Here is a 20,787-nt window from a genome sequence, read left to right as displayed (position 1 = left end):
ATGACCACTCTCCACCAGGAACACACCACCCACACGCACACCCACGGCCCCGGCTGCGGGCACACCGAGGTGCCGCACGGCGACCACGTGGACTACGCGCACGACGGGCATCTGCACCGCGCGCACAGCGGCCACTGGGACGAGTGCGAGCCCGCCGGGCACACCGCCCACGAGAGCCACGACCACCGGCACGACGAGAACTGCGGGCACGCGCGCGTGCAGCACGGCGACCACGTCGACTACCTCCACGACGGCCACCGTCACGCCGCGCACGACGGGCACTGGGACGACCACTGACCGAACACGACACCCGTCCGGCACACGCCGAACACACGACACACGTCAAACACACCGAACACACCGAACACACCACCATCACGCCTGACACAGCTCCTCGCGCCCCGCGCCGGGAGCTGTCGGCCTATCGTGGCTCCGATCACGTTCCGCTCCCCCTCTGGACGGCATACCGACCGGTCGGCATCATGAGTCGGGTATTGTTCCCCTGCCCGTAGGAGCGACGATGAGCCCCGACCACCCGCCCGGACTCGATCTCGAACGGTTGCGCGGCCTGCTCGACCGCGAGCGGCCCGGCCTGGTGAGCGGCCCGCTGTCCGGCCGGCTCATCGAGGGCGGACGCTCGAACCTCACCTACGCGGTCGAGGACGGCACCGCGAAGTGGGTGGTCCGGCGCCCCCCGCTCGGCCACGTCCTGGCCACCGCACACGACATGAAGCGCGAGCACCGGGTGATCAGCGCGCTGCACCCGACGAACGTACCGGTACCGCGCCCCGTGCTCCTCTGCGAGGACGAGGAGGTCCTCGGGGCGCCGTTCTACGTCATGGAGTTCGTCGAGGGCACCCCGTACCGCACCGCCGACCAGCTCGCCCCGCTCGGCCCCGAGCGCACCCGGGCCGCGGTGCTGAACCTGGTCGACACGCTCGTCGAGCTGCACGCGGTGGACCCCGCGGAGGTGGGCCTCGCGGACTTCGGCCGCCCCGAGGGCTTCCTCGACCGGCAGTTGCGGCGCTGGGCCAAGCAGCTGGACGCCTCCCGCAACCGTGACCTGGCCGGCATCGACGAGCTGCACGCCACGCTCGGCCGGGAGCTGCCCGGCTCCCCCGCCCCGACCGTCGTGCACGGCGACTACCGCCTCGACAACGTCCTGATCGGCGGGGAGAACGACGAGATCAGGGCGATCCTCGACTGGGAGATGTCCACCCTCGGTGACCCGCTCACCGACCTCGGCCTGCTGGTGATGTACAGCAGCCCGCTCGGCATGCCCGACTCTCCCGTCTCCACCACGGCCCAGGCCCCCGGCCACCCCTCCCCCGCCGAGCTGGTCGAGCGGTACGCCGCCCGCTCGGGGCGCGACGTGTCGGCGGTCGCCTGGTACACGGCGTTCGCCTGGTTCAAGCTCGCCGTGATCCTGGAGGGCATCCACTACCGCTACACGCTGGGCCAGACGGTCGGCCGCGGCTTCGACCGCATCGGCGACCTCGTCCCCGTCTTCATCGAGCACGGCCTGACCACCCTTCAGGAAGGCTGATCCGTCATGGACTTCGCGTACGACGCACGCACCGAGGAACTCCGCGCCAGGCTGCTCGCCTTCATGGACGAGTACGTCTACCCGGCCGAGCAGGTCGCCCACGAGCAGCGCGCCCGCCTCGCCTCCCCGTGGGACACCCCGCAGGTCGTGGAGGACCTGAAGGCCGAGGCCCGCCGCCAGGGCCTGTGGAACCTCTTCCTCCCCGACGCGGAGTACGGCGCGGGGCTCACCAACCTCCAGTACGCGCCGCTCGCCGAGATCACCGGCCGCAGCCCGCAGCTGGCGCCCACCGCGACGAACTGCGCGGCGCCCGACACGGGGAACATGGAGGTGCTGGCCCAGTTCGCCGACGAGCGGCAGAAGAAGCAGTGGCTCGAGCCCCTGCTGGCCGGTGAGATCCGCTCGGCGTTCGCGATGACCGAGCCGGACGTGGCCTCCTCGGACGCCACGAACATCACGACGCACATCGAGCGCGACGGCGACGAGTACGTCATCACGGGCCGCAAGTGGTACATCTCCGGGGCGATGAACCCGGACTGCAGGATCTTCATCGTGATGGGCAAGACGGACCCGGAGGGCGAGGACATCCGCCGCCAGCAGTCCATGGTGCTGGTCCCCCGCGACACGCCCGGCGTCACCGTCGACCGGGCCATGCAGGTCTTCGGGTACGAGGACCACTACCACGGCGGCCACGCCGAGGTGACCTTCGACCACGCGCGCGTGCCGGTGTCGAACCTGATCGGCGAGGAGGGCGGCGGTTTCGCCATCGCCCAGGCCCGGCTGGGCCCCGGCCGCATCCACCACTGCATGCGGCTGATCGGCATGGCCGAGCGGGCGATCGAGCTGATGTGCAGGCGCGCGGTGTCCCGCGAGGCCTTCGGCAAGGCACTGGCCCAGCAGGGCGTCGTCCACAACTGGATCGCGGACGCGCGCGTCACCGTCGAGCAGCTGCGGCTGCTCGTCCTCAAGACGGCCTGGCTGATGGACACCGTCGGCAACCGGGGCGCCCACACCGAGATCCAGGCCATCAAGATCGCCACGCCCCGCGCGGTGGTCGACATCATCGACCGGGCGATCCAGCTGCACGGCGCGGGCGGCGTGAGCCAGGACTTCCCGCTGGCCGAGCTCTACGCCGGCGCCCGGACGCTGATGATCGCCGACGGCCCGGACGAGGTCCACCAGCGCTCACTGGCGCGCCGGGAGATCAAGAAGTACCTGTAGCGCCCGTCGGTGAAGCGGGCAGGTGGGCCGGCGAGGCCGGAGCGGGTACCGGTGACCCCGCTCCGGCCTGCCGGTCGCCGCTACAGCAGGTTGTAGATGTCGTAGCCCCAGCCGATCTTCACCGGCTTCTCGTACACGGCCGGAGAGGCCGTGCCGGAGTACCGGTACAGGTCGCCGTCCGGCTCGCGCGCGACCAGGTCCGACGTGCCGTCGGCGTCGAGGTCACCGACCGACAGCAGACGGTCGTACATGTTCCAGCCGCGACCGATCTCCGTACGGGGCGCGAAGGGGGCCTTGTAGTCGCCCGTGCCCTTGTAGAGCCACAGCACGCCGGCCTTGTCCCGGGCGACGATGTCGGCCCTGCCGTCGCCGGTCAGGTCGCCCTGGCCGGCGATCTGGGTGTACTGGTCCCAGCCCTGGCCTATGCGTACGCGAGAGGTGACGGTGCCGTCCGGGTAGGCGAGGTAGACCCACAGGACACCGGCTTCGTCGATGCCGATGAGATCGGCCTCCTGGGCACCGCCGAGGTCGCCGGGGGACAGCAGCGTGGTGTAGATGTCGTAGTTCCAGCCGACCTCGTGGCTGTGGTGCTCGAGGTTGTCGTCGATCCAGCTGTAGTCCAGCGTGCCGTCCTTGTGGAGGTACCAGGTGCCGTCGCTCCACCCGTCCCTGTCGTTGTCGACGTCGATCGCGTCGGCGAATGCTTCGAAGGTGACGCCCACGGAGTAGCGGGGCTCGAAGCCGCCCGCCTCGTCCGCGAAGTACAGGTACAGCTCGTCGGTCTGCTTGTCCACGGCGGTCATCGAGAACGTGGGCGTCGTCACCGGGACGGCAGCGGCGCGGGCGCTCGGCGCGGGGCTCGCGGTCTTCTGGCGGGCCTGCTGCTCGGCGACGGCCTCGGTGCGGGCCTGCTCGGGCCCGGCCGGGTCACCGGCGGCGAAGGCCGTACCGGCGGTCGTGGCCAGGGCGACCGCGACGGCGGTGACGGTGCCCCGCAGCGCGGACCGGCGTCGGGTATTGATCATGGAGGTTCCCCCCTGCGATGGGCTCAACAGCGCGGCTTCCGCGCCGCGTTGATCAAGCCTCTCACAGGACCCTCATAAACCTCACCGGTAATTCATCGCCTCTTCAACCACTGGAGACCCGGCCGCCGCGGCACGCGGTACCACGGGCGGCGGCCCTCGTCGATCACCTCACGGGCGCAGGGACCGCAGCAGCAGGTCGGCCAGGTGGTCGGCGACCTCCTGGGGGCTGAGCGGGCCGTCGGGGCGGTACCAGGTGGACAGGTGGTGGACGGAACCGAAGTGGTAGTCCACCACGAGGTCGGCCGGGGCCTCCTTGGTGAAGACGCCGGCCTGCTGGCCCTCCTCGATGAGCGCGCGGAACCGCTCGTGGTAACGCCGGCGCTCGGCGCGCACCTGTTTGTTCTTCTCCGGGCTCAGCTGGTGCATGGAGCGGAAGAAGATCGACGCGTCGTCGAGGTTCTCGATGGTGGTGACGACGACGTCGGCCGCCGCGTCGCGGACCCGCTTCTCCACCGGCTCGTCGGAGTCCGCGAAGGCGTCCAGTCGTTCCTGCTGGAGGCGCAGCACGCGCGCGTACACCTCGTGCAGGAGGTCGTCCTTGGAGCCGAAGTAGTGGTACAGCGCCCCCTTGGTGACGCCGGCCGCCTCGACGATCTCCTGTACCGAGGTGCGGTCGTAGCCCTGCTCCGCGAAGAGCCGGGTGGCGGCGGCCAGGAGCCGCTGCGGCACCGGAGTGCCGTCCCCGTCCGTGGTCCTGGGCACTGCCGTCACCTGCCTTTCCTTTTCAGTGGCCGTTCCGTGGCCGTTCCTGTTCGCCCTGTTGCGTACGGGAACGCAGTTCCCGACGGAGGATCTTCCCACTCGCCGTCTTCGGCAGGTCGGGCAGGATCTCCACCTGGCGCGGGTATTTGTAGGCCGCCAGTCTCTCCTCGCAGTACGCGGCGAGTGCGTCCGGGTCCGTGTCGGCGCCCGGACGGAGGCTGATGTACGCCTTGACGGTCTCCCCGCGGTACCCGTCGGGCACCCCGACGACGGCGGCCTCGCGCACCGCCGGGTGGGTGTAGAGCACGTCCTCGACCTCGCGCGGCCAGACCTTGAACCCGGACGCGTTGATCATGTCCTTCTTGCGGTCGACGACGTAGAGCCAGCCCCGGTCGTCCATGAAGCCGATGTCGCCGGTGCGCAGCTCGCCGCCGGGGAAGGTCTCGGCGGTGGCGTCGGGGCGCCGCCAGTAGCCGGGGACGATCTGGGGGCCGCTCACGACGATCTCGCCCTGCTCCCCGAAGGGCACTTCGGCGCCCTGCTCGTCGACGATGCGCACGACGGTCTCCGGGCCGGGCACCCCGACGGCGAGGGTGCCGGAGACCGGGTCGACGGGCGCCTCCAGGTGCGGCGGGACCGAGGCGCACGGGGCGGTGCACTCGGTGAGTCCGTAGCCGTTGCGGATGTAGGGCCCGAAGCCGGCACGGAACTTCTCCACCAGGGCGGGCGGCAGCGGTGCGCCGCCGGAGGAGATGTTCGCGAAGGAGGCGAAGTGCTCGCGGGTGACGGACGGGTGGGCGGCCAGCGCCATGAAGGCGGTGGACGGGCCGACCGTGTAGTGCGGGCGGTGCTCGGCGAACGCGTCCAGCACGACGCCCGCCTCGAAGCGGTAGGCCAGCACGAGCGTGCCCGTGCTGTTCAGGCAGGCCCCGAACTCGCAGACCATGCCGGTGATGTGGAACAGCGGCGCCAGCGCGAAGTAGACCGGCGCCTCGGGCAGGCCGAGCCCGGTGCGCTGGCGCTCGGCGTTGTACATGATGTTGCGGTGCGTGTTGGTGGCGCCCTTGGGTGTGCCGCTGGTTCCCGAGGTGTAGCTGATGAGCGCGGTGTCGCCGGGCTCCGGGTCACGTCCTTCCGGAGCCTTGCGCCCGGCGCGGGCGGCCTTTGCGAGGTCGTCGGCGTCGGTGGCGACCGGCAGCCGCTCGAACGTCAGCACGCGCGCGTCCTGGCGGGTCTGGAAGTCCAACTCGCACCCGGTGAGCACGATCCGCACCGGCGTGTCGGCCGCCGTCTCGCGCAGGTACGACTCCCAGGCGCGGTCGGAGCAGATCAGCGCCGCCACCTCGCCGTCCCGCAGGACGTGGCCGACCTCCCCCGCCTTGTACATCGGGTTGACGGGCACGACCACCGCGCCCGCCTTCCAGGCGCCCAGCACCGCGAGCACGAAGTGCGGCGAGTTCTGCAGCAGGACCGCGACCCGGTCGCCGCGCTCCAGCCCCCGCGCGGCGAGGTGCCCGGCGACGGAGTCGCTCAGCTCGTCCACCTCGCGGTAGGTGAGGCGGCCGTCGAAGTAGGCGAGGAAGGCGCGGTCGGGGGCCTCGGCGGCGGCCCGGCGCAGGGCGTGCACCAGGGAGGCGTCCGGGTCGAGCGGGGCCTTCTGGGCGTCGGTCAGCAGGTCCAGCCAGGGCTTGGCCGCGTAGCGGGAGCCGGTCATCGGGCCGTCGCCTCCTCCCACTGCCGCTGGAGGCGGTTCATGCCGCGCAGCCAGCGGTCGGGCTCGGCGGCCCGCGCCTCGTAGTACTTGGCGACCTCGGGGTGCGGCAGGATCAGGAAGCGGTCCTGCTCGATGCCCTCGAAGAGGGCGTCCGCCACGTCCTCGGGCTCGATCGCGGTCGGCGCGAGCACCAGGTCGCCCGCGCCGCCGCTCGCGGTGAGCATGTCGGTGCGCACGCCCTGCGGGCAGATGGCGTGCACCTTGATCCCGCGGTGGCGGTACGTCAGGGACAGCCACTCGGCGAAGGCGTACGCGCCGTGCTTGGTGACGCTGTAGGGGGCGGCGCCGATCATGGTGAGCAGTCCGGCGGCCGAGACGGTGGAGACGAACCGACCGCTGCCGCGCTCCAGCCAGTCGGGGATCAGCTCGTGGGCCGCGCGGACGTGGGCCATGACGTTGACGTCCCAGGCGAGCGCCCATACGGCCTCCTCCGCGGCCTCCGTGCCGCCGGAGCCGACACCCGCGTTGGCGCAGTACACGTCGACGGTGCCGCCCAGCGCCTCGCGGGCCTCGGTGACGATCGCGGAGGCGTCGCCCGGAACCGCGATGCCACCGATCTCGTCGGCGACGGCCTTCGCCCGGTCGGCGTCCAGGTCGTTGACGACGACCCGGGCGCCCCCGGCGGCGAAGCGGCGGGCCAGCGCGGCGCCGATGCCGCCTCCCGCCCCGGTGACGACGACTGAGGCATTCTGCACGGCTTCCACCATCGGTCTCCTTCGACACGGCTGCGGCACCACATGCGTGGGACAGGCGCGGGCCTGCTGCAGCGCCAGACTAACCAGTCGGTATGTGCGACGGAAGAGGCGAACCGCGGTCTACTCCATTCCGTACGGCCCAGGACGCGGGTTAGCGTGCGTGCGCATGACACCCGCCGCGATCACGGAGGTCACCGCATGACGCTGTCCAGACGCAACCTGCTCGTCACCACGGCCGCGGTGGCGGCCGGCACCACGGCCGTCACCGCCGGCCCGGCACAGGCGGCGCCCGGCGGCCAGGGCGGCCGCCGGCTGCGCACCGGCTTCGAGTGCCTGGCCGACGACGGCTACGCCCCGCTCGAGGGGCAGCGGGTCGGCATCGTCACCAACCCGACCGGCATCACCCGCGACGTACGCCACATCGTCGACGTCATGCACGCCGACGACCGCGTGGACCTGATCGCCGTCTTCGGCCCCGAGCACGGCTTCCGCGGCACCGCCCAGGCGGGCGGCTCCGAGGGCCGCTACGACGACCCCGCGACCGGGCTGCCGGTCTACGACACGTATCTGAAGAGCGGACAGCCGCTCGCGGACATCTTCACGGCGTCCGGCGTGGACACCGTCGTCTTCGACATCCAGGACGTCGGCGCGCGCTTCTACACGTACATCTGGACGCTGTTCGACTGCATGGAGGCGGCGCGGCTCGCGGGCAAGCGGTTCGTGGTCCTGGACCGGCCGAACCCGGTGACCGGGCGGGCGGCCCTCGGCCCGGTCCTGCACGAGGAGTTCGCGACCTTCGTCGGCCGCAAGCCCGTCGCGCAGGCGCACGGCATGACCGTCGCCGAGCTGGCGCGGCTCTTCAACGGCGAGTTCCTGACGTCGCCGGTGCCCCTGGAGACCGTGGCGATGACGGGCTGGAAGCGGTCGGAGTTCTACGACGCCTCCGGGCTGCCCTGGGTGCCGCCGAGCCCGAACATGCCGACGCCGGAGTGCGCGCTGGTGTACTCGGGGACGTGCCTGTTCGAGGGCACGAACCTGTCGGAGGGCCGCGGCACCACCCGCCCCTTCGAACTGCTCGGCGCGGAGGGGATCGACGGACGCTGGGCCGCCGCCGCGAACGAGCTCGACCTGCCCGGCGTGCGCTTCAGGGAGGCGTACTTCGCGCCCACCTTCTCCAAGTTCCAGGGGAAGACCGTCGGCGGCGTACAACTCCACGTGCACGACCGGGCCGCCTTCGACCCGGTGCGCACCGGAATCGCCCTCCTGGTGACCGCCAGGCGGAGCTGGGGCGGCTTCGCCTGGCGGTCGGACCACTGGATCGACAAGCTCACCGGCTCCACGCAGGTGCGCACGATGATCGACGCGGGCGCGGACACCGACGAGGTGGTGGGCGGATGGGAGGCGGAACTGGCGGCGTTCCGCAGGACGCGCCGCCAGTACCTGCTCTACAAGTAGGCGCACCGCCCCCTACCGGTGGGACGTGAACTCCACGACCTGCTGGTAGGTCGGCCGGTTCTGCCAGCCGATGCCGCCGTGCCTGATGCCGCCGAGGGTGCGGTGGATCACCGAGTCGGCGCACCACTGGTCGCCCGCCGAGCAGGTGGCGTCGCCGGGATAGACCTGGGCGGCCGTCCGGCCCGCGGCCTCCTTCAGGGTGGCGACCAGGGTGTCCCGGCAGGCGGCGAGGTCGCCGCCACCGCAGTACGCGCGCGCGAGCGGGCCCTCGACCGGTTCGCCGAGCACGGCCCGGATGTCCTTGTCGACATAACTCCACCAGCCGTACTGGAAGGCGCTGCCGGCGTGGGCGCCGGTCGGGCCGTGGGCGGCGGACGGGGACTCGTCGACGGGGAGGTTGCGGGTGAAGGCGGTGTACAGGTCGCTGCCGAGGCCGGGTTCGAACTCGGCCTTCACCAGCAGCGGCCACCAGGCGTCCAGGGTGCGGATCGCGTCGGCGTGGGCGTACCGCTTCGCGCCGGCCGAGGTCTCCGTTCGCAGGCTGCCCGCCGCGAGCCATGCCCGGAGCCGGTCCACGGCCGTCTTCGTCGCGGGGTCGGTCACCGGCGCGGAGTCGATGACCTTCAGCAGGTCGGGCACCACGTCCTCGGCCCGCAGGTCGGCGAGGCCCGCCTCGGCCATCACCTTGACCAGCGCGGCGCGGGTGACGCCGCCGTCGGCGACCAGCTTCTTCACGCGGTCGTCGAGGAGGTTGCCGCGGTGGACGGAGCCGTTGCCCCAGGGCGCGGTGGTGTAGTCCCGGGCCTGCTTGTTGTTCCAGGAGACGTAGTAGTCCTGGTCCCGTGACTGCGGGTGTGCGGCGGGCGGGGTGTAGCGGGCCGTGTTGGCGGCCGGGTCCCAGTCCCGCCACTCGTGCGCCGGGCGGGCCCAGACCGGGAAGTCGGCGTCGACGCCGTCCGCCCGTACCGGGTTGTCACCGCTGTTGTAGTACGCGGTGTGCTCGGAGTCGGCGTAGAACCAGTTGAAGGTGTAGTTGATGTGCTGGACGGCGCTCTGGAAGCGCTCGGGGCTGTTCAGGTAGTCCGGGTCGTTCAGCATCTGGAAGCCGATGATCGAGTCGGCCTCGTGCAGGTACGAGGAGCGCAGGGAGGTGTAGGCGACCTTCTTGCCGCCGACCGTGGCGCGGTACTCGACCGGGCCGTACTTGGTGCGCCAGACCCGCATCGTGTAGGAGCCGGCCGCGGTGCCGTCGGCGACGGTGGGCTTCCAGGCGTTCTTGCGCTCGATCTTCTCCATGGGCGTGCAGGTGCCGCGGTAGAGGTAGTGGTGGTCGTCCTGGCACAGCTCGACCGCGTAGGTGTCGATGATGTCCTGGCCGGAGGTGGTTGCGCTCCACGCGTAGTCCTGGCCGCGGCCGAGTTCGACGTACATGCTCAGGCCGGCGAAGGAGGCGCCGCGGGCGCTGATGCCCGGGCCCTGGATCTCCTGGAGCATGAGCAGCTGCGGCGCGAAGTAGCCGGTCTGCGGGCCGAAGACGGCGACCGGGTGGCCGCTCGCGGTGTGCTCGCCGCTGACGACGAGGGCATTGGACATGCCGCGCCGGGCCGAGGTGACGGCCGCGTCCGCCGCGGTGGCGGAGGCGCCCGTGGCGCTCGGGGCGGCGGCGCTGCCCGTACGGTCGTACACCAGCGGTTCCGCCTCGACCGAGCCGGCGTCGGGAAGGGCACGGCCCCGCGGGTCCTCCGGTGCGGTGAGGTACGGGAAGCTGCCGTCCTGCTGGGTGAGGACCGCCTCGGGGTCGTTGCGCTGGCGGAAGGACTCCCAGACCTCGGTGCCCTCTTCGACGCCGTACTTCTCCTGGGCGGCGAGCAGGGAGAGCGCGTTGGTGACCTCGCCACCGCCTCCGGAGCCGAAGAGGGAGCCGATGACGGAGGCCAGGGCGATCAGGTCGGTGCGCTGGAAGTGCTCGATGGTACCGGCGTTGGTGAGGGCGTCCTTGTGGCCGGTCAGGACGTACTCGCCGGGGAAGTAGCGGCCCTTGTCGGAGGCGTCGATGTAGGCGTTGATGCCGGCGACGTAGGCGTCCACGTCGGCCAGGGCCAGCTTGCCGCGCTCGCCGGCCTTGGCGGCGGCGCCGACGATCTGGGCCTCGAGGTCGGCCTCGGTGTAGGGGGCGCTGCGCCAGAACTGCTGCTCCAGGCCCTGGTTGGCGGGGGCACCGCCGGCGAAGGGGGTCAACTGGCCGCGTCCGACGTGCCGGAAGAGGTCCATCAGCCACAGCCGGTCCTGCGCGGCCGCGTAGCCGGCGCCGAACTCGGTGCCGTAGCGGGTGGTGCCGGTGATGTGCGGCACGCCGGTCTTCCTGTCGCGGACGATGGTGACGTCGTCGCGGCCGGCGGGGCGGACGGTGGAGGCGACCTGGCCCTCGGGGACGCCGAAGGAGGCGTCGTTGAAGAAGGTGTTGATCGTGTCGTTGGTGAGGCCGGAGTAGCCGGTGGCGAGGTTCGCGTAGGGGCCGAGCTGGTCCTCGGCGTGTGCGGGCTGGGTGCCGAAGGCCTGGTTGAGGAGGATCTGGGCGAGGGTGGCGTTGCCGTTCTGGCCGGGCGGCAGGATGTCGGAGCACTGGCCGCCGCAGTGGTCGTCGGCCGACGCCTGTGGGGTGGGTGCGGCGGGGGCGCCCGTGTCGGCTGCCATCGCCGGGGAAAGCGGTGACAAAAGACCGGCAATGAGGGCGCATACGGATGCGCCCTTCAGGAACCCGTGGAAGCCGCGGGGAGTTCTCAGTCCAGGACTTCTCGGTCTGTCGAGGGCGTTGCGTGGGGTGCGCCGTGGCATGGCAGCTCCTCCCGACGGGGGTTGGCCGGACGTTACCGCCGGTATCCCCGAGGGGGAAGGTGAGCATGCGTCACTTTTTCGAGCGGGTGGGTCGGCTGATGAGGGGCATCGGAAATCGGATGGAGCCGAATCGCGTGTCGATACGTCTATTCGGCGACGTCCGTTGGACGACGCCGAAGTGACCGAAGTACAGCAGCAGGTGTGACGGAGGTGCAGGGCGATGGCCGGTTTCCGGAGTCTGGCGAGACAGGTCCGCGATCCACGGTGCGACCTGGCGCTACGGCGCTATTCGCTGCGCAAGTGCCTTGAACGGTTCGCCCCTTACGGGCACCGGGCGACCTGGGACCACCTGTGCTCCCGGGCGGGTTTCGGCCTCGAGGACCGCTCCCCCGACCCGGCGCGGCTCGTGGCCGCACTGGAGGAGCTGGAGGAGGCGCGTTCGGTGTGGCTGGCCTATGAGGTCGCGTTCGCCGAGCGGCGCAGGAAGGAGAAGCACGACGGGCTGCGCAGGCCGGGCAGCGTGGACGACTGGCACCGGCTGACCTGGGGCGGCTTCGGGGTCGCCTGGTGCGACGACCCCCGGATCCATCCCGACGGGCCGCTGGCGGAAGTGCTGCGCCGGCTCATCTCCGCCCTGGAGCGCGAGCCGGGGTCGGTGTGCCCGGTGTGCGAAGGGGGCCGCCTCGTCTGGAAGTACGACCTCCACCACGAACCTTCGACGGGCCCCGTCTGCACGGACTGCGGGATCCTGGTCCCGCGGCCCGTCCTCACCCCGGACGCGCTGGCGGAGGCCAGGCGGGGGCGACGGCTGCTGATGTCGGCGTAGCCGGCCCGGGGGTGTGCAGGGGATGCCGCACCCCCGACGGCCCGTACGCGCTCACGGCCGGCAGGCAGCCGCCGGCGCCGGATGCGAGGGAACGCACCGTGGCCGCAGGTGCGTCAGCGTGCCGTCGGCCTCAGCACTCCGTCGCCCGTTCACGGGTCCGGCCCGCGCGCCTGGGGACGGTGGCGTCGCGGCGCTCCGCCAGAAGGCGGGAGCCGGTGAGGCGTTCCCCGAAGACGTCGTCGGGGTTGGACAGGACGCAGGTGTCCAGCGACAGACAGCCGCAGCCGATGCAGTCGGTCAGGTGGTCGCGCAGCCGGTTCAACTGCTTGATGCGCTCGTCCAGTTCGGAGCGCCAGGACGCGGAGAGCCGGGCCCAGTCCTCCTCGGTGGGCGTGCGCTCCTCCGGCAGTTCGGCGAGGGCCTCGCGGATGGTGGCCAGGGGAATCCCGACCCGTTGGGCGGCGCGGACGAAGGCGACCCGGCGCAGCGCGTCACGGCTGTAGCGGCGCTGGTTGCCCGAAGTGCGACGACTGGTGATCAGGCCCTTGGACTCGTAGAAGTGCAGGGCGGAGACGGCGGCGCCGCTGCGCGCGGCGAGCTGGCCGACGGTGAGCTCGTGGATCTTCTCGGGAATCTGGGGCACCCCTCGAAGCCTACCCACTCCGTCACCCGCCCGGTCCGTTGACATGGGCCTCGACGACGACCATGCTAAGCAGTCGCTTAGACTTCGACGCGGGAGGCCGGGACATGGCAGAGCCGAGGATCTTCACATCCGCCGACGATGTGAAGGCGGCGGTGGGCGAGCAACTGGGATACACCGACTGGCTGGAGGTCGACCAGAAGCGGATCGACCTGTTCGCGGAGGCCACGGGCGACCACCAGTGGATTCACGTGGACCCGGAGAAGGCCGCGGCGGGCCCGTTCGGCACCACCATCGCGCACGGGTATCTCACCCTGTCGCTGCTCCCGCTCTTCGGCCCGCAGCTGATCCAGGTCGAGGGCGTGAAGATGGGCGTCAACTACGGCACCAACAAGGTCCGCTTCCCCTCCCCCGTCCCGGTCGGCTCGCGGCTGCGCGCCACGGCGACGATCACCGGCGTCGAGGACGTCAAGGGAGGGATCCAGGTGGCCGTCGCCTTCACCGTGGAGCGCGAGGGCGGCGACAAGCCGGTGTGCGTCGCCGAGTCCGTCTCGCGCTACTACGTCTGAGGGCCGGCCGGCCGGCTCCGGTCGGCGGCGGGCGGCTGCGCCCCCACCATCCGCAGCACGAGGTCGGCGTAGAGCGCGCCGACCTCGTCGGGCGTCCGGGGGCCGTTCACGTTGAACCAGCGGGCCACGTCGATGCAGAGCGACAGCACGGCGAGCGTCGTGCCGTGCACGTCCGGCACGTCGAACTCGCCCGCGGCCACGCCCTCCTCGATGATCCCGCGCACCTCGGCGTCGACCTGCCGGCGCAGCGCGAGGATCTCGTCGCGGGCCTCGGGCCCGAGCGCGTCCAGCTCGTACTGCACCACGCGCGCGGTGGTGCGCCGCCCCGCGTGCCAGCGCACGAAGGAGCTCACGGCGTCGGCGAGCCGCTCCGTGGCGTCGCCCTCGCCCTGGGCCGCCGTCCGCAGGATGCCGAGGGCCCGGTCGTGGCCGATGCGGCTGATGCGGTGGAGCAGCTCTTCCTTGGTCTTGTAGTGGATGTAGAGCGCGGCCGGGCTCATGCCGGCGCGCCCGGCGATGTCGCGGGTCGTGGTCGCGTGGTACCCGCGCTCGGCGAAGGCCTCCACGGCGGCGACCAGGAGCCGCCGGGCCGCGTCCGGGGTGACCTCTTCCCACGGCTCGATGTCGCCGCACGCCGTCTCGGCCGCCGTACTCATCGCTTGTTCGCCCCTCTCGGTGACAGGAGCACCACCATACCGCCGAAGCTGAGCGGTCGCTTAGCGGTGATGTCCGGCGGACGTGTCAGCCGAGCTTCTCGAAGGGGTCGTGTTCGGCGAGGAGCTTCTCCAGCCGGGCCTGGTCGACACGGCTCACGATCTGCCCGGCCTCCTGGCGGTCCCGGATGATCTTGGCCAGTGTGAAGGCCGAGGTGACCAGGTACAGGACGGCGATGGCGAGGAAGGCACGCACCCAGGCGTCGGCCTGGAGGTTGTAGATGCCGACGGCGGTGGCGATCATGGCGACCGCGAAGGACGCGACGGCCTGCCCGTAGAAGGCGGCGGTGCTCTGCTGCTTGACCGGTGTGTCACTCATGGGGACAAGGGTCGGCGGATGTGGCACCCGCCACATCCGCCGACGTACTCAGTTCGCGTACTCAGAACGCGCTCGAAGCCCCTCAGAAGGCCGAGACCCCGGTCAGCGCGCGTCCGATGACCAGCTTCTGGATCTGGCTCGTGCCCTCGTAGAGGGTCATCACGCGGGCGTCGCGCAGCAGCTTGCCGGCCGGGTACTCGTCGATGTAGCCGTAGCCGCCGAAGACCTGGAGGGCGTTGTTGGCGGCGCGGACGGCGGCCTCGGAGGCGAACAGCTTGGCCTTGGAGGACTCGACGGTGAAGGGCCGCCCCCGGTCGATCAGGTCGGCGACCCGCCAGGTCAGCAGCCGGGCCGCGTCCACGTCGAGGGCGATGTCACTGATCAGCTCCTGCACCAGCTGGTGGTGGGCGATGGTCTTCCCGAACTGCTCGCGCTCGCCCGCGTACCGCACGGCCGCGTCCAGCGCGGCCTGGGCTATGCCGACGCAGCCGGCCGCGACCGACATCCGCCCCTTGGCGAGGGCCGACATGGCGACCGAGAAGCCCTTGCCCTCGGGGGCCAGCATCGCGGAGGCGGGGACGCGGACGTCCTCCAGGACCAGCTCGGCGGTGGCCTGCCCGCGCAGCCCGAGCTTGCCGTGGACGGGGCGGCGGGTCAGGCCGGGCGTGTCGGTGGGCACCAGGAAGGCGGAGACGCCCTTGTGGCCGGGGGCGTCGGTGGAGCGGGCGAAGAGCAGGACGACGTCGGCCCAGGTGCCGTTGGTGATGAACATCTTGGTGCCGTTGACGACGTAGTCGTCGCCGTCGCGGACCGCGCGGGTGGAGAGGTTCCCGGCGTCCGAGCCGGTGCCGGGCTCGGTCAGGCCGAAGCAGCCCACGTACGCGCCGGAGGTGAGTCCCGGCAGCCAGCGCCGCTTCTGCTCCTCGTTCCCCCAGGCGGCGATGGTCTTGGCGACCAGGCCGAGGGAGACGGAGACGATCCCGCGCACGGAGCTGTCGCCGCGGCCCAGCTCCTCCGTCACCAGGCAGTACGCGAGGTGGTCGCCGCCCGAGCCGCCGTACTCCTCGTCGACGGTCAGGCCGAGGAAGCCGACCTCGCCGAGCTTCTTGACGAGGGACCGGTCCACCTCCTCGGCGCGGTCCCAGGCGACGACGTGGGGGGCGATCTCGCGCTCCACGAAGTCCCGGGCGAGCTGCCGGACGGCAGTCTGCTCCTCGCTGAGCTCCAGGTTCATGACGGGTCACCCCACAGAAGACGATCGCGAAAGAAGGGCCCGGCAGGCCGGACCTCGAACAGCGGACTTTTAAATTAGCACTGCTAGTTTAAATCCGCAGCCCTACTATGAGCGCCATGGCCCGACCGCGCAAGCCCCTGCTCAGCACCGACCGGATCGTCGAGACAGCCCGCGCGCTGGTGGACGCGGAGGGTCTCGCGGCCGTCTCCACACGCCGGCTCGCCGCGGAACTGGGCGTCAGCGGGCCCTCGCTCTACAACCACTTCCGCACCAAGGACGAGATCCTGGAGGCGGTCGCCGACTCGGTGAGCGCGCAGGTCGACCTGTCGATGTTCGAGGACGGCCGCGACTGGCGGACCGCGCTGCACGACTGGGCCGTCTCCTACCGGGCGGCCCTGCGCGACCACCCCAACATCGTCCCGGTGCTGGCCCACGGCCCCGGCCGCCGTCCGGCCGCGCTGCACCTCGCGGACGCCGTCTACGGCGCGATGGTCGCGGCCGGCTGGCCCCCGGCGCAGGCCACGTCCATCGGCGCGCTGATGCGGTACTTCATCATGGGCTCGGCCCTCGGTTCCTTCGCCGGGGGCTTCGTGGACGACGCCGGCGCCTACGACCCCGCCGACTACCCGCACCTCCAGCAGGCCCATCTCCTCGCCGAGCAGCAGGAGAAGATCGACGAGCGCGCCTTCGAGACCGGGCTGACGGCGCTGCTGGACGGGCTGGCGCAGCAGTACGAGCAGGCGGCGGAGAACGTCTGAGGAGACCCCTCCGAGGACACTTCGGTGCCGGCCGAACCGTGCGTACCGCATCCTGGACGGCATGACCGAGAGGGACGCCGAAGCACCCGGGCTCGCACGGCTGGCCGGGCTGATCGCGGACGAGACGCGCGCCTCCTGCCTGCTGGCCCTGCTCGACGGGCGGGCGTGGACCGCCGGTGAGCTGGCCCGGCACGCCGGGGTCGCCGCCTCGACGCTGAGCGAGCACCTGGGCAAGCTCGTCGCCGGCGGTCTGCTCGCCGAGGAGCGGCAGGGGCGGCACCGGTACGTACGCCTGGCGGACGAACGGGTCGCGCAGCTGGTGGAGGACCTCGCGGCGCAGGTCGCACCGGATGCGGCGGCACGGCGTCCGCGCACCCTGCGGGCGTCGAGCGCCGGGTCGGCGATGGCCCGGGGGCGCACCTGCTACGACCACCTCGCCGGGCGGCTCGGCATCACGGTCACCGACGCGCTGACCGGGCGCGGGCTGCTGCGCCAGGACACCGGGTTCGCGCTCACGGACGCCGGGCTGGGCTGGTTCGAGGACGCCGGGATCGCCCTGCGGCCCACCGGTCGCCGGCCGCTGGCCCGGGCCTGCCTGGACTGGACCGAGCGCCGGCCCCATCTCGCGGGCGTCGCCGGCGCGGCCCTGTGCCGGCACGCCCTGGACCGGGGTTGGTGCGTGCGCATCGGCTCGGAGCGGGCGGTGAAGGTGACACCGGCCGGCGAGGACGCGCTGTCCGAGCTGCTGGGCATCGACCCGGTGGCGCTGCGCTGAGGCGCCGGCGCCCCGGGACCCGGTCCGAAAACCGCCGGTCCCCGCATCCTTTCCTTCCTAGCCTCGGGAGCATGATGAGTACCGCCCGCACCGCCAGTACCGCCCGCACCGCCCCTGCCGCCCCCTCGCGCCGCCCGGACCTCCTCGCGGCGGGCGCGGCCACGGTCACCGTCGTCCTGTGGGCCTCCGCCTTCGTCTCGATCCGCAGTGCCGGCGAGGCCTACTCGCCGGGCGCGCTGGCGCTCGGGCGGCTGCTGTCGGGTGCCCTGGCCCTCGGGGTGTTCTGCCTGCTGCGCCGGGAGGGACTGCCGCCACGAGCGGCGTGGCGGGGCATCGCGATATCGGGGCTGCTCTGGTTCGGCCTGTACATGGTCGTCCTGAACTGGGGCGAGCAGCAGGTGGACGCCGGTACCGCCGCCCTCGTGGTCAACGTCGGCCCGATCCTCATCGCGCTGCTCGGCGCCCGGCTGCTGGGCGACGCGCTGCCGCCGCGGCTGCTGGCGGGGATGGCGGTGTCGTTCGCCGGTGCGGTGACCGTGGGTCTGTCGATGTCCGGCGAGGGCGGTTCGTCGCTGTTCGGGGTGGTGCTGTGTCTGCTGGCCGCCGTGGCCTACGCGGGCGGGGTCGTCGCCCAGAAGCCGGCCCTGGGACACGCGAGCGCGCTCCAGGTGACGACGTTCGGGTGTCTGGTCGGGGCGGTGCTCTGTCTGCCGTTCACGGGGCAGCTGGTGCGCGAGGCGGCCGACGCGCCCGTCTCGGCGACGCTCAACATGGTGTACCTGGGCGTGTTCCCGACCGCGCTGGCGTTCACGACGTGGGCGTACGCCCTGGCCCGTACGACCGCCGGCCGCATGGGCGCGACCACCTACGCCGTGCCCGCGCTCGTCGTCCTGATGTCGTGGCTGGCGCTGGGCGAGGTGCCGGGGCTGCTCACCCTGGCGGGCGGTGCGCTGTGCCTGGCCGGCGTGGCGGTGTCGCGGTCCGGGAAGCGCGCGGCGGCGGTTCCGGAGCGGGGCGAACCCGCCCCGGAACCGCGCGACGACGCCGCCGGCAGGGTCTGACCCGGGGCTTACTGGAACACCACCAGCGCCCGGCCGCCCTTGCCCGCCAGCATGTTCTCGAAGGCCGCCGGGATGCCGTCCAGGGCGATGCGCTCCGTCACCAGGGAGCCGAGGTCGAGGCGGCCGGCCCGGACGTGCTCGGCCAGCACCGGGAGGTCCCGGGCCGGGTCCGCGTTGCCGTACACGCAGCCGGACAGGGTGCGGCCCCAGTGGAAGATCTCCAGGGCGTTGAAGGTGACCTGCTGGTCCTTGCCGCCGATGCCGACGACCGTGGTGCGTCCGCCGCGCCGGGTGGATTCCCAGGCCGTGCGGATGGTGGCCGCGCGGCCGACGCACTCGACGGCGACGTCGACGCCCTGTTTGCCGGTGAGGGCGCGGATCTCGCGGGCGGTGGTGTCGGAGGCGAGGAGATAGTCGGTGGCGCCGGCGGCACGGGCCAGCTCCTCCTTCTCGGGGGACACGTCGACGGCGACGATCTTCGAGGCGCCCGCGATCCGGGCCGCCTGGAGGGTGGCGAGGCCCACGCCCCCGACGCCGAACACCGCGACCGTCTCGCCCTCGCGGACCTTCGCCGAGTGGTGGACGGCGCCGTAGCCGGTGAGGACGGCGCAGCCGAGCAGCGCGGCGTCGGTGAGCGGGATGCCGTCGGGGCAGGGCAGCACGCACCCGGCGTCCACCACGGTCTCCTCGGCGAACGCGGCGACGTTGAGGCCGGGGTGCAGGTCGGTGCCGTCGTCGGCGCGGCGGGCGTGCACGTTCGCCGCGCCGGCCAGGGCGTTCGCGCACAGCCACACCTCGCCGAGCGAACAGGCGTGGCAGGCGCCGCAGGACGGGGCCCAGTTGAGGACGACCCGGTCGCCGGGGGCGACGTGGGTGACGCCCTCGCCGACCGAGAGGACCGTGCCGGCGCCCTCGTGGCCGAGGACGGCGGGGACCGGCACGCGCATGGTGCCGTTGGACAGGGACAGGTCCGAGTGGCAGACCCCGGCGGCGGCGAGCCCGACCCGGACCTGGCCGGGGCCGGGCTCGGGCAGCTCTATGCCGGTGACCTCCAGCGGGGCGCCGACGGCGGGTACGACGGCGGCACGGACAGTGGTACGGACGGCCATGACGTGGGCAACTCCCCTGGACTAGAACTGGAGGGACTTGGTCTGGAGGTACTCGGCGAGCCCGTGCGAGCCCAGTTCGCGGCCCACGCCCGACTGCTTGTAGCCGCCGAAGGGCGCCAGCGGGTTGAAGCGGCCGCCGTTGATGTCGACCTGGCCGGTGTCCATCCGGCGGGCGAAGGCGACCGCCTCCGCCTCGTCCCCGGCCCAGACGGCCCCGGCGAGGCCGTACACCGTGCCGTTGGCGATCCGCAGGGCGTCCTCCTCGTCCTCGTAGCGCAGGATGGACAGGACCGGCCCGAAGATCTCCTCCTGGGCGACGGTCATCTCCTCGGTCACGTCGGCGAAGACCGTCGGGCTGACGAAGTAGCCCCGCTCGCGCGGGGATTCGGGACCGCCCGCGACGAGGCGCGCGCCCTCGGCGACGCCCTTGTCGATGTAGCCGCGCACCCGCTCCTGCTGCTTGGCGTTGACGAGGGGGCCGATGCGGTCGCCGTACTTCGCGGCGGCCTCGGCGGCCAGCCCGACGGCCTCGTCGTACTGGTCGCGGTGGACCAGCATCCGGGTCCAGGCGCTGCACGTCTGGCCGGAGTTGGACATGACGTTGGCGACGCCGACGTTCACGGCCCTGGCCAGGTCGGCGCTCGGGAGGATCACGTTGGCCGACTTGCCGCCGAGTTCGAGCGCGACCTTCTTGACGGCGGCACCGGCGAGGGCGCCGATGCGCCGGCCGACGGCCGTGGAACCGGTGAAGGAGACCAGGTCGACACCCGGGTGCTCGGCGAGCGCCTGGCCGGCGACCGGGCCGAGGCCGGTGACCAGGTTGAAGACGCCCGCCGGGACGCCGGCCTCGTGCACCGCCTCGGCGAAGAGCTGGGCGGTGAGCGGGGTGTCCTCGGCGGGCTTCAGTACGACGGTGCAGCCGGCCGCGAGCGCCGGGGCGACCTTGGCGACGATCTGGTGGAGCGGGTAGTTCCAGGGCGTGATGGCGCCCACCACGCCGACCGGCTCGCTGTGGACGACCGAGTTGCCGACCTTCTCCTCGAAGGCGTACGTCGCCGCCAGCTCGGCGTAGGAGCCCGCGACCGCGATCGGGACGCCGGCGTGCACGGCCTGGGAGAACTTCAGCGGCGAGCCCAGCTCGGCCGTGACGGTCTCGGCGATCTCGTCCGCGCGGGCCGCCAGTCCGTCCCGCAGGGCGGCCAGGCGCGCGGCGCGTTCGGCGGGCGGGGTGGCGGCCCAGCCGGGCAGGGCGGCGCGGGCGGCCCGTACGGCGGTGTCGACGTCCAGGGCGGTGCCGGCGGGGACCTTGCCGATCACCTGCTCGTCGGCCGGGTTCACGACGTCGATCGTGTCCCGGCCGTCGGCGGGCCGCCAGGCCCCGTCGATGTACATGCCGTCGTGTGCCTTCATCGGGTTCCTTCTTCCGGGCGGGCCTCGTCGTCGCGCCCCAAACTAGCGCCGATAGTTTTA

At 72.2% G+C, this 20,787-nt stretch carries 20 protein-coding genes; 9 read left to right on the top strand and 11 right to left on the bottom strand.

Translation table 11 applies throughout. From position 1 onward, the window contains the following. The 3 genes from ACIGO6_RS29400 (at position 1) to ACIGO6_RS29390 (ending at position 2,767) form a co-directional block, all read left to right on the top strand. The gene (locus ACIGO6_RS29400; protein ID WP_399881573.1) at positions 1–297 is read left to right on the top strand and encodes a hypothetical protein; all 297 of its coding nucleotides are present in this window, start codon (positions 1–3) and stop codon (positions 295–297) included. A gap of 223 nt (positions 298–520) precedes the next feature. Next, positions 521–1,546 (top strand): phosphotransferase family protein, encoded by a 1,026-nt coding sequence (locus tag ACIGO6_RS29395; RefSeq protein WP_399881571.1) that lies wholly within the window; start codon positions 521–523, stop codon positions 1,544–1,546. A 6-nt stretch (positions 1,547–1,552) separates the two neighbouring features. After that, positions 1,553–2,767, top strand: a complete 1,215-nt coding sequence (locus tag ACIGO6_RS29390) for an acyl-CoA dehydrogenase (protein ID WP_399881569.1) — start codon at positions 1,553–1,555, stop codon at positions 2,765–2,767. A gap of 80 nt (positions 2,768–2,847) precedes the next feature. Here the strand turns inward: ACIGO6_RS29390 and ACIGO6_RS29385 are convergent, their stop codons facing one another. The 4 genes from ACIGO6_RS29385 to ACIGO6_RS29370 all read right to left on the bottom strand — a co-directional run bounded on the left by ACIGO6_RS29385 (position 2,848) and on the right by ACIGO6_RS29370 (position 7,035). After that, positions 2,848–3,792, bottom strand: a complete 945-nt coding sequence (locus ACIGO6_RS29385) for an FG-GAP repeat domain-containing protein (RefSeq protein WP_399881567.1) — start codon at positions 3,790–3,792, stop codon at positions 2,848–2,850. 168 nt (positions 3,793–3,960) lie between these two features. Beyond that, positions 3,961–4,554, bottom strand: coding sequence for a TetR/AcrR family transcriptional regulator (locus tag ACIGO6_RS29380; protein WP_311572847.1), 594 nt, complete (start codon positions 4,552–4,554; stop codon positions 3,961–3,963). Positions 4,555–4,576: 22 nt separating this feature from the next. Continuing rightward, positions 4,577–6,268 (bottom strand): class I adenylate-forming enzyme family protein, encoded by a 1,692-nt coding sequence (locus ACIGO6_RS29375; protein ID WP_399881565.1) that lies wholly within the window; start codon positions 6,266–6,268, stop codon positions 4,577–4,579. Then, positions 6,265–7,035, bottom strand: coding sequence for an SDR family oxidoreductase (locus tag ACIGO6_RS29370; protein WP_399881563.1), 771 nt, complete (start codon positions 7,033–7,035; stop codon positions 6,265–6,267). The genes ACIGO6_RS29375 and ACIGO6_RS29370 overlap by 4 nt, the downstream gene beginning before the upstream one ends. A 186-nt stretch (positions 7,036–7,221) precedes the next feature. Between ACIGO6_RS29370 and ACIGO6_RS29365 the strand changes: the two genes are divergently transcribed. After that, the gene (locus ACIGO6_RS29365) at positions 7,222–8,478 is read left to right on the top strand and encodes an exo-beta-N-acetylmuramidase NamZ domain-containing protein (RefSeq protein WP_399881561.1); all 1,257 of its coding nucleotides are present in this window, start codon (positions 7,222–7,224) and stop codon (positions 8,476–8,478) included. A gap of 12 nt (positions 8,479–8,490) precedes the next feature. Here the strand turns inward: ACIGO6_RS29365 and ACIGO6_RS29360 are convergent, their stop codons facing one another. Next, positions 8,491–11,313, bottom strand: a complete 2,823-nt coding sequence (locus ACIGO6_RS29360; protein ID WP_399881559.1) for a penicillin acylase family protein — start codon at positions 11,311–11,313, stop codon at positions 8,491–8,493. 220 nt (positions 11,314–11,533) lie between these two features. Between ACIGO6_RS29360 and ACIGO6_RS29355 the strand changes: the two genes are divergently transcribed. Continuing rightward, the gene (locus ACIGO6_RS29355; protein WP_399881557.1) at positions 11,534–12,139 is read left to right on the top strand and encodes a hypothetical protein; all 606 of its coding nucleotides are present in this window, start codon (positions 11,534–11,536) and stop codon (positions 12,137–12,139) included. A gap of 130 nt (positions 12,140–12,269) precedes the next feature. On the opposite strand, the gene soxR is transcribed toward ACIGO6_RS29355, so the two are convergent. Further along, complete coding sequence (gene soxR / locus ACIGO6_RS29350) at positions 12,270–12,782, bottom strand: redox-sensitive transcriptional activator SoxR (protein ID WP_399881555.1); 513 nt, start codon at positions 12,780–12,782, stop codon at positions 12,270–12,272. A 104-nt stretch (positions 12,783–12,886) separates the two neighbouring features. Between soxR and ACIGO6_RS29345 the strand changes: the two genes are divergently transcribed. After that, a complete protein-coding gene (locus ACIGO6_RS29345; protein WP_399881553.1) occupies positions 12,887–13,348 on the top strand; it encodes a MaoC family dehydratase in 462 nt (153 codons plus the stop codon). On the opposite strand, the gene ACIGO6_RS29340 is transcribed toward ACIGO6_RS29345, so the two are convergent. The 3 genes from ACIGO6_RS29340 to ACIGO6_RS29330 all read right to left on the bottom strand — a co-directional run bounded on the left by ACIGO6_RS29340 (position 13,339) and on the right by ACIGO6_RS29330 (position 15,614). Beyond that, the gene (locus ACIGO6_RS29340; RefSeq protein ID WP_399881551.1) at positions 13,339–14,004 is read right to left on the bottom strand and encodes a TetR/AcrR family transcriptional regulator; all 666 of its coding nucleotides are present in this window, start codon (positions 14,002–14,004) and stop codon (positions 13,339–13,341) included. The genes ACIGO6_RS29345 and ACIGO6_RS29340 overlap by 10 nt on opposite strands. A gap of 85 nt (positions 14,005–14,089) precedes the next feature. Next, positions 14,090–14,380, bottom strand: a complete 291-nt coding sequence (locus ACIGO6_RS29335) for a YiaA/YiaB family inner membrane protein (RefSeq protein WP_395576213.1) — start codon at positions 14,378–14,380, stop codon at positions 14,090–14,092. A gap of 82 nt (positions 14,381–14,462) precedes the next feature. Then, on the bottom strand, positions 14,463–15,614 hold the full coding sequence (locus tag ACIGO6_RS29330) for an acyl-CoA dehydrogenase family protein (RefSeq protein WP_399881548.1): 1,152 nt from the start codon (positions 15,612–15,614) through the stop codon (positions 14,463–14,465). A gap of 116 nt (positions 15,615–15,730) precedes the next feature. On the opposite strand from ACIGO6_RS29330, the gene ACIGO6_RS29325 reads away from it, so the two are divergent. From ACIGO6_RS29325 to ACIGO6_RS29315, 3 genes are all read left to right on the top strand, one after another. Continuing rightward, positions 15,731–16,372, top strand: coding sequence for a TetR/AcrR family transcriptional regulator (locus ACIGO6_RS29325; RefSeq protein ID WP_399881546.1), 642 nt, complete (start codon positions 15,731–15,733; stop codon positions 16,370–16,372). Between the two features lie 61 nt (positions 16,373–16,433). Continuing rightward, positions 16,434–17,147, top strand: coding sequence for an ArsR/SmtB family transcription factor (locus tag ACIGO6_RS29320; RefSeq protein WP_399881544.1), 714 nt, complete (start codon positions 16,434–16,436; stop codon positions 17,145–17,147). A 71-nt stretch (positions 17,148–17,218) separates the two neighbouring features. Beyond that, complete coding sequence (locus ACIGO6_RS29315; protein WP_399881542.1) at positions 17,219–18,208, top strand: DMT family transporter; 990 nt, start codon at positions 17,219–17,221, stop codon at positions 18,206–18,208. An 8-nt stretch (positions 18,209–18,216) separates the two neighbouring features. On the opposite strand, the gene ACIGO6_RS29310 is transcribed toward ACIGO6_RS29315, so the two are convergent. After that, entirely contained in the window at positions 18,217–19,317 is a 1,101-nt protein-coding gene (locus ACIGO6_RS29310) for a Zn-dependent alcohol dehydrogenase (protein WP_399881540.1), read from the bottom strand. Positions 19,318–19,338: 21 nt separating this feature from the next. Beyond that, a complete protein-coding gene (locus ACIGO6_RS29305) occupies positions 19,339–20,727 on the bottom strand; it encodes an aldehyde dehydrogenase family protein (protein ID WP_399881538.1) in 1,389 nt (462 codons plus the stop codon). Positions 20,728–20,787 lie beyond the last annotated feature (60 nt).

The sequence above is a fragment of the Streptomyces sp. NPDC053750 genome (genome assembly GCF_044544295.1).
Classification (GTDB): Bacteria; Actinomycetota; Actinomycetes; order Streptomycetales; family Streptomycetaceae; genus Streptomyces.
The sequence above is the reverse complement of the archived record's forward strand: the minus strand, read 5'-3'. Positions and strand labels throughout refer to the sequence as shown.

Excerpts from the sequence above, each read along its gene's own strand:
- ACIGO6_RS29385 (WP_399881567.1), bottom strand. The coding sequence starts at position 3,792 with ATGATCAATACCCGACGCCGGTCCGCGCTGCGGGGCACCGTCACCGCC.
- ACIGO6_RS29345 (WP_399881553.1), top strand. The coding sequence starts at position 12,887 with ATGGCAGAGCCGAGGATCTTCACATCCGCCGACGATGTGAAGGCGGCG.
- ACIGO6_RS29315 (WP_399881542.1), top strand. The coding sequence starts at position 17,219 with ATGATGAGTACCGCCCGCACCGCCAGTACCGCCCGCACCGCCCCTGCC.
- ACIGO6_RS29355 (WP_399881557.1), top strand. The coding sequence starts at position 11,534 with ATGGCCGGTTTCCGGAGTCTGGCGAGACAGGTCCGCGATCCACGGTGC.
- ACIGO6_RS29320 (WP_399881544.1), top strand. The coding sequence starts at position 16,434 with ATGACCGAGAGGGACGCCGAAGCACCCGGGCTCGCACGGCTGGCCGGG.
- ACIGO6_RS29360 (WP_399881559.1), bottom strand. The coding sequence starts at position 11,313 with ATGCCACGGCGCACCCCACGCAACGCCCTCGACAGACCGAGAAGTCCT.
- ACIGO6_RS29370 (WP_399881563.1), bottom strand. The coding sequence starts at position 7,035 with ATGGTGGAAGCCGTGCAGAATGCCTCAGTCGTCGTCACCGGGGCGGGA.
- ACIGO6_RS29395 (WP_399881571.1), top strand. The coding sequence starts at position 521 with ATGAGCCCCGACCACCCGCCCGGACTCGATCTCGAACGGTTGCGCGGC.
- ACIGO6_RS29340 (WP_399881551.1), bottom strand. The coding sequence starts at position 14,004 with ATGAGTACGGCGGCCGAGACGGCGTGCGGCGACATCGAGCCGTGGGAA.
- ACIGO6_RS29305 (WP_399881538.1), bottom strand. The coding sequence starts at position 20,727 with ATGAAGGCACACGACGGCATGTACATCGACGGGGCCTGGCGGCCCGCC.
- ACIGO6_RS29330 (WP_399881548.1), bottom strand. The coding sequence starts at position 15,614 with ATGAACCTGGAGCTCAGCGAGGAGCAGACTGCCGTCCGGCAGCTCGCC.
- ACIGO6_RS29335 (WP_395576213.1), bottom strand. The coding sequence starts at position 14,380 with ATGAGTGACACACCGGTCAAGCAGCAGAGCACCGCCGCCTTCTACGGG.
- ACIGO6_RS29310 (WP_399881540.1), bottom strand. The coding sequence starts at position 19,317 with ATGGCCGTCCGTACCACTGTCCGTGCCGCCGTCGTACCCGCCGTCGGC.
- ACIGO6_RS29325 (WP_399881546.1), top strand. The coding sequence starts at position 15,731 with ATGGCCCGACCGCGCAAGCCCCTGCTCAGCACCGACCGGATCGTCGAG.
- ACIGO6_RS29365 (WP_399881561.1), top strand. The coding sequence starts at position 7,222 with ATGACGCTGTCCAGACGCAACCTGCTCGTCACCACGGCCGCGGTGGCG.
- ACIGO6_RS29375 (WP_399881565.1), bottom strand. The coding sequence starts at position 6,268 with ATGACCGGCTCCCGCTACGCGGCCAAGCCCTGGCTGGACCTGCTGACC.
- ACIGO6_RS29390 (WP_399881569.1), top strand. The coding sequence starts at position 1,553 with ATGGACTTCGCGTACGACGCACGCACCGAGGAACTCCGCGCCAGGCTG.
- ACIGO6_RS29400 (WP_399881573.1), top strand. The coding sequence starts at position 1 with ATGACCACTCTCCACCAGGAACACACCACCCACACGCACACCCACGGC.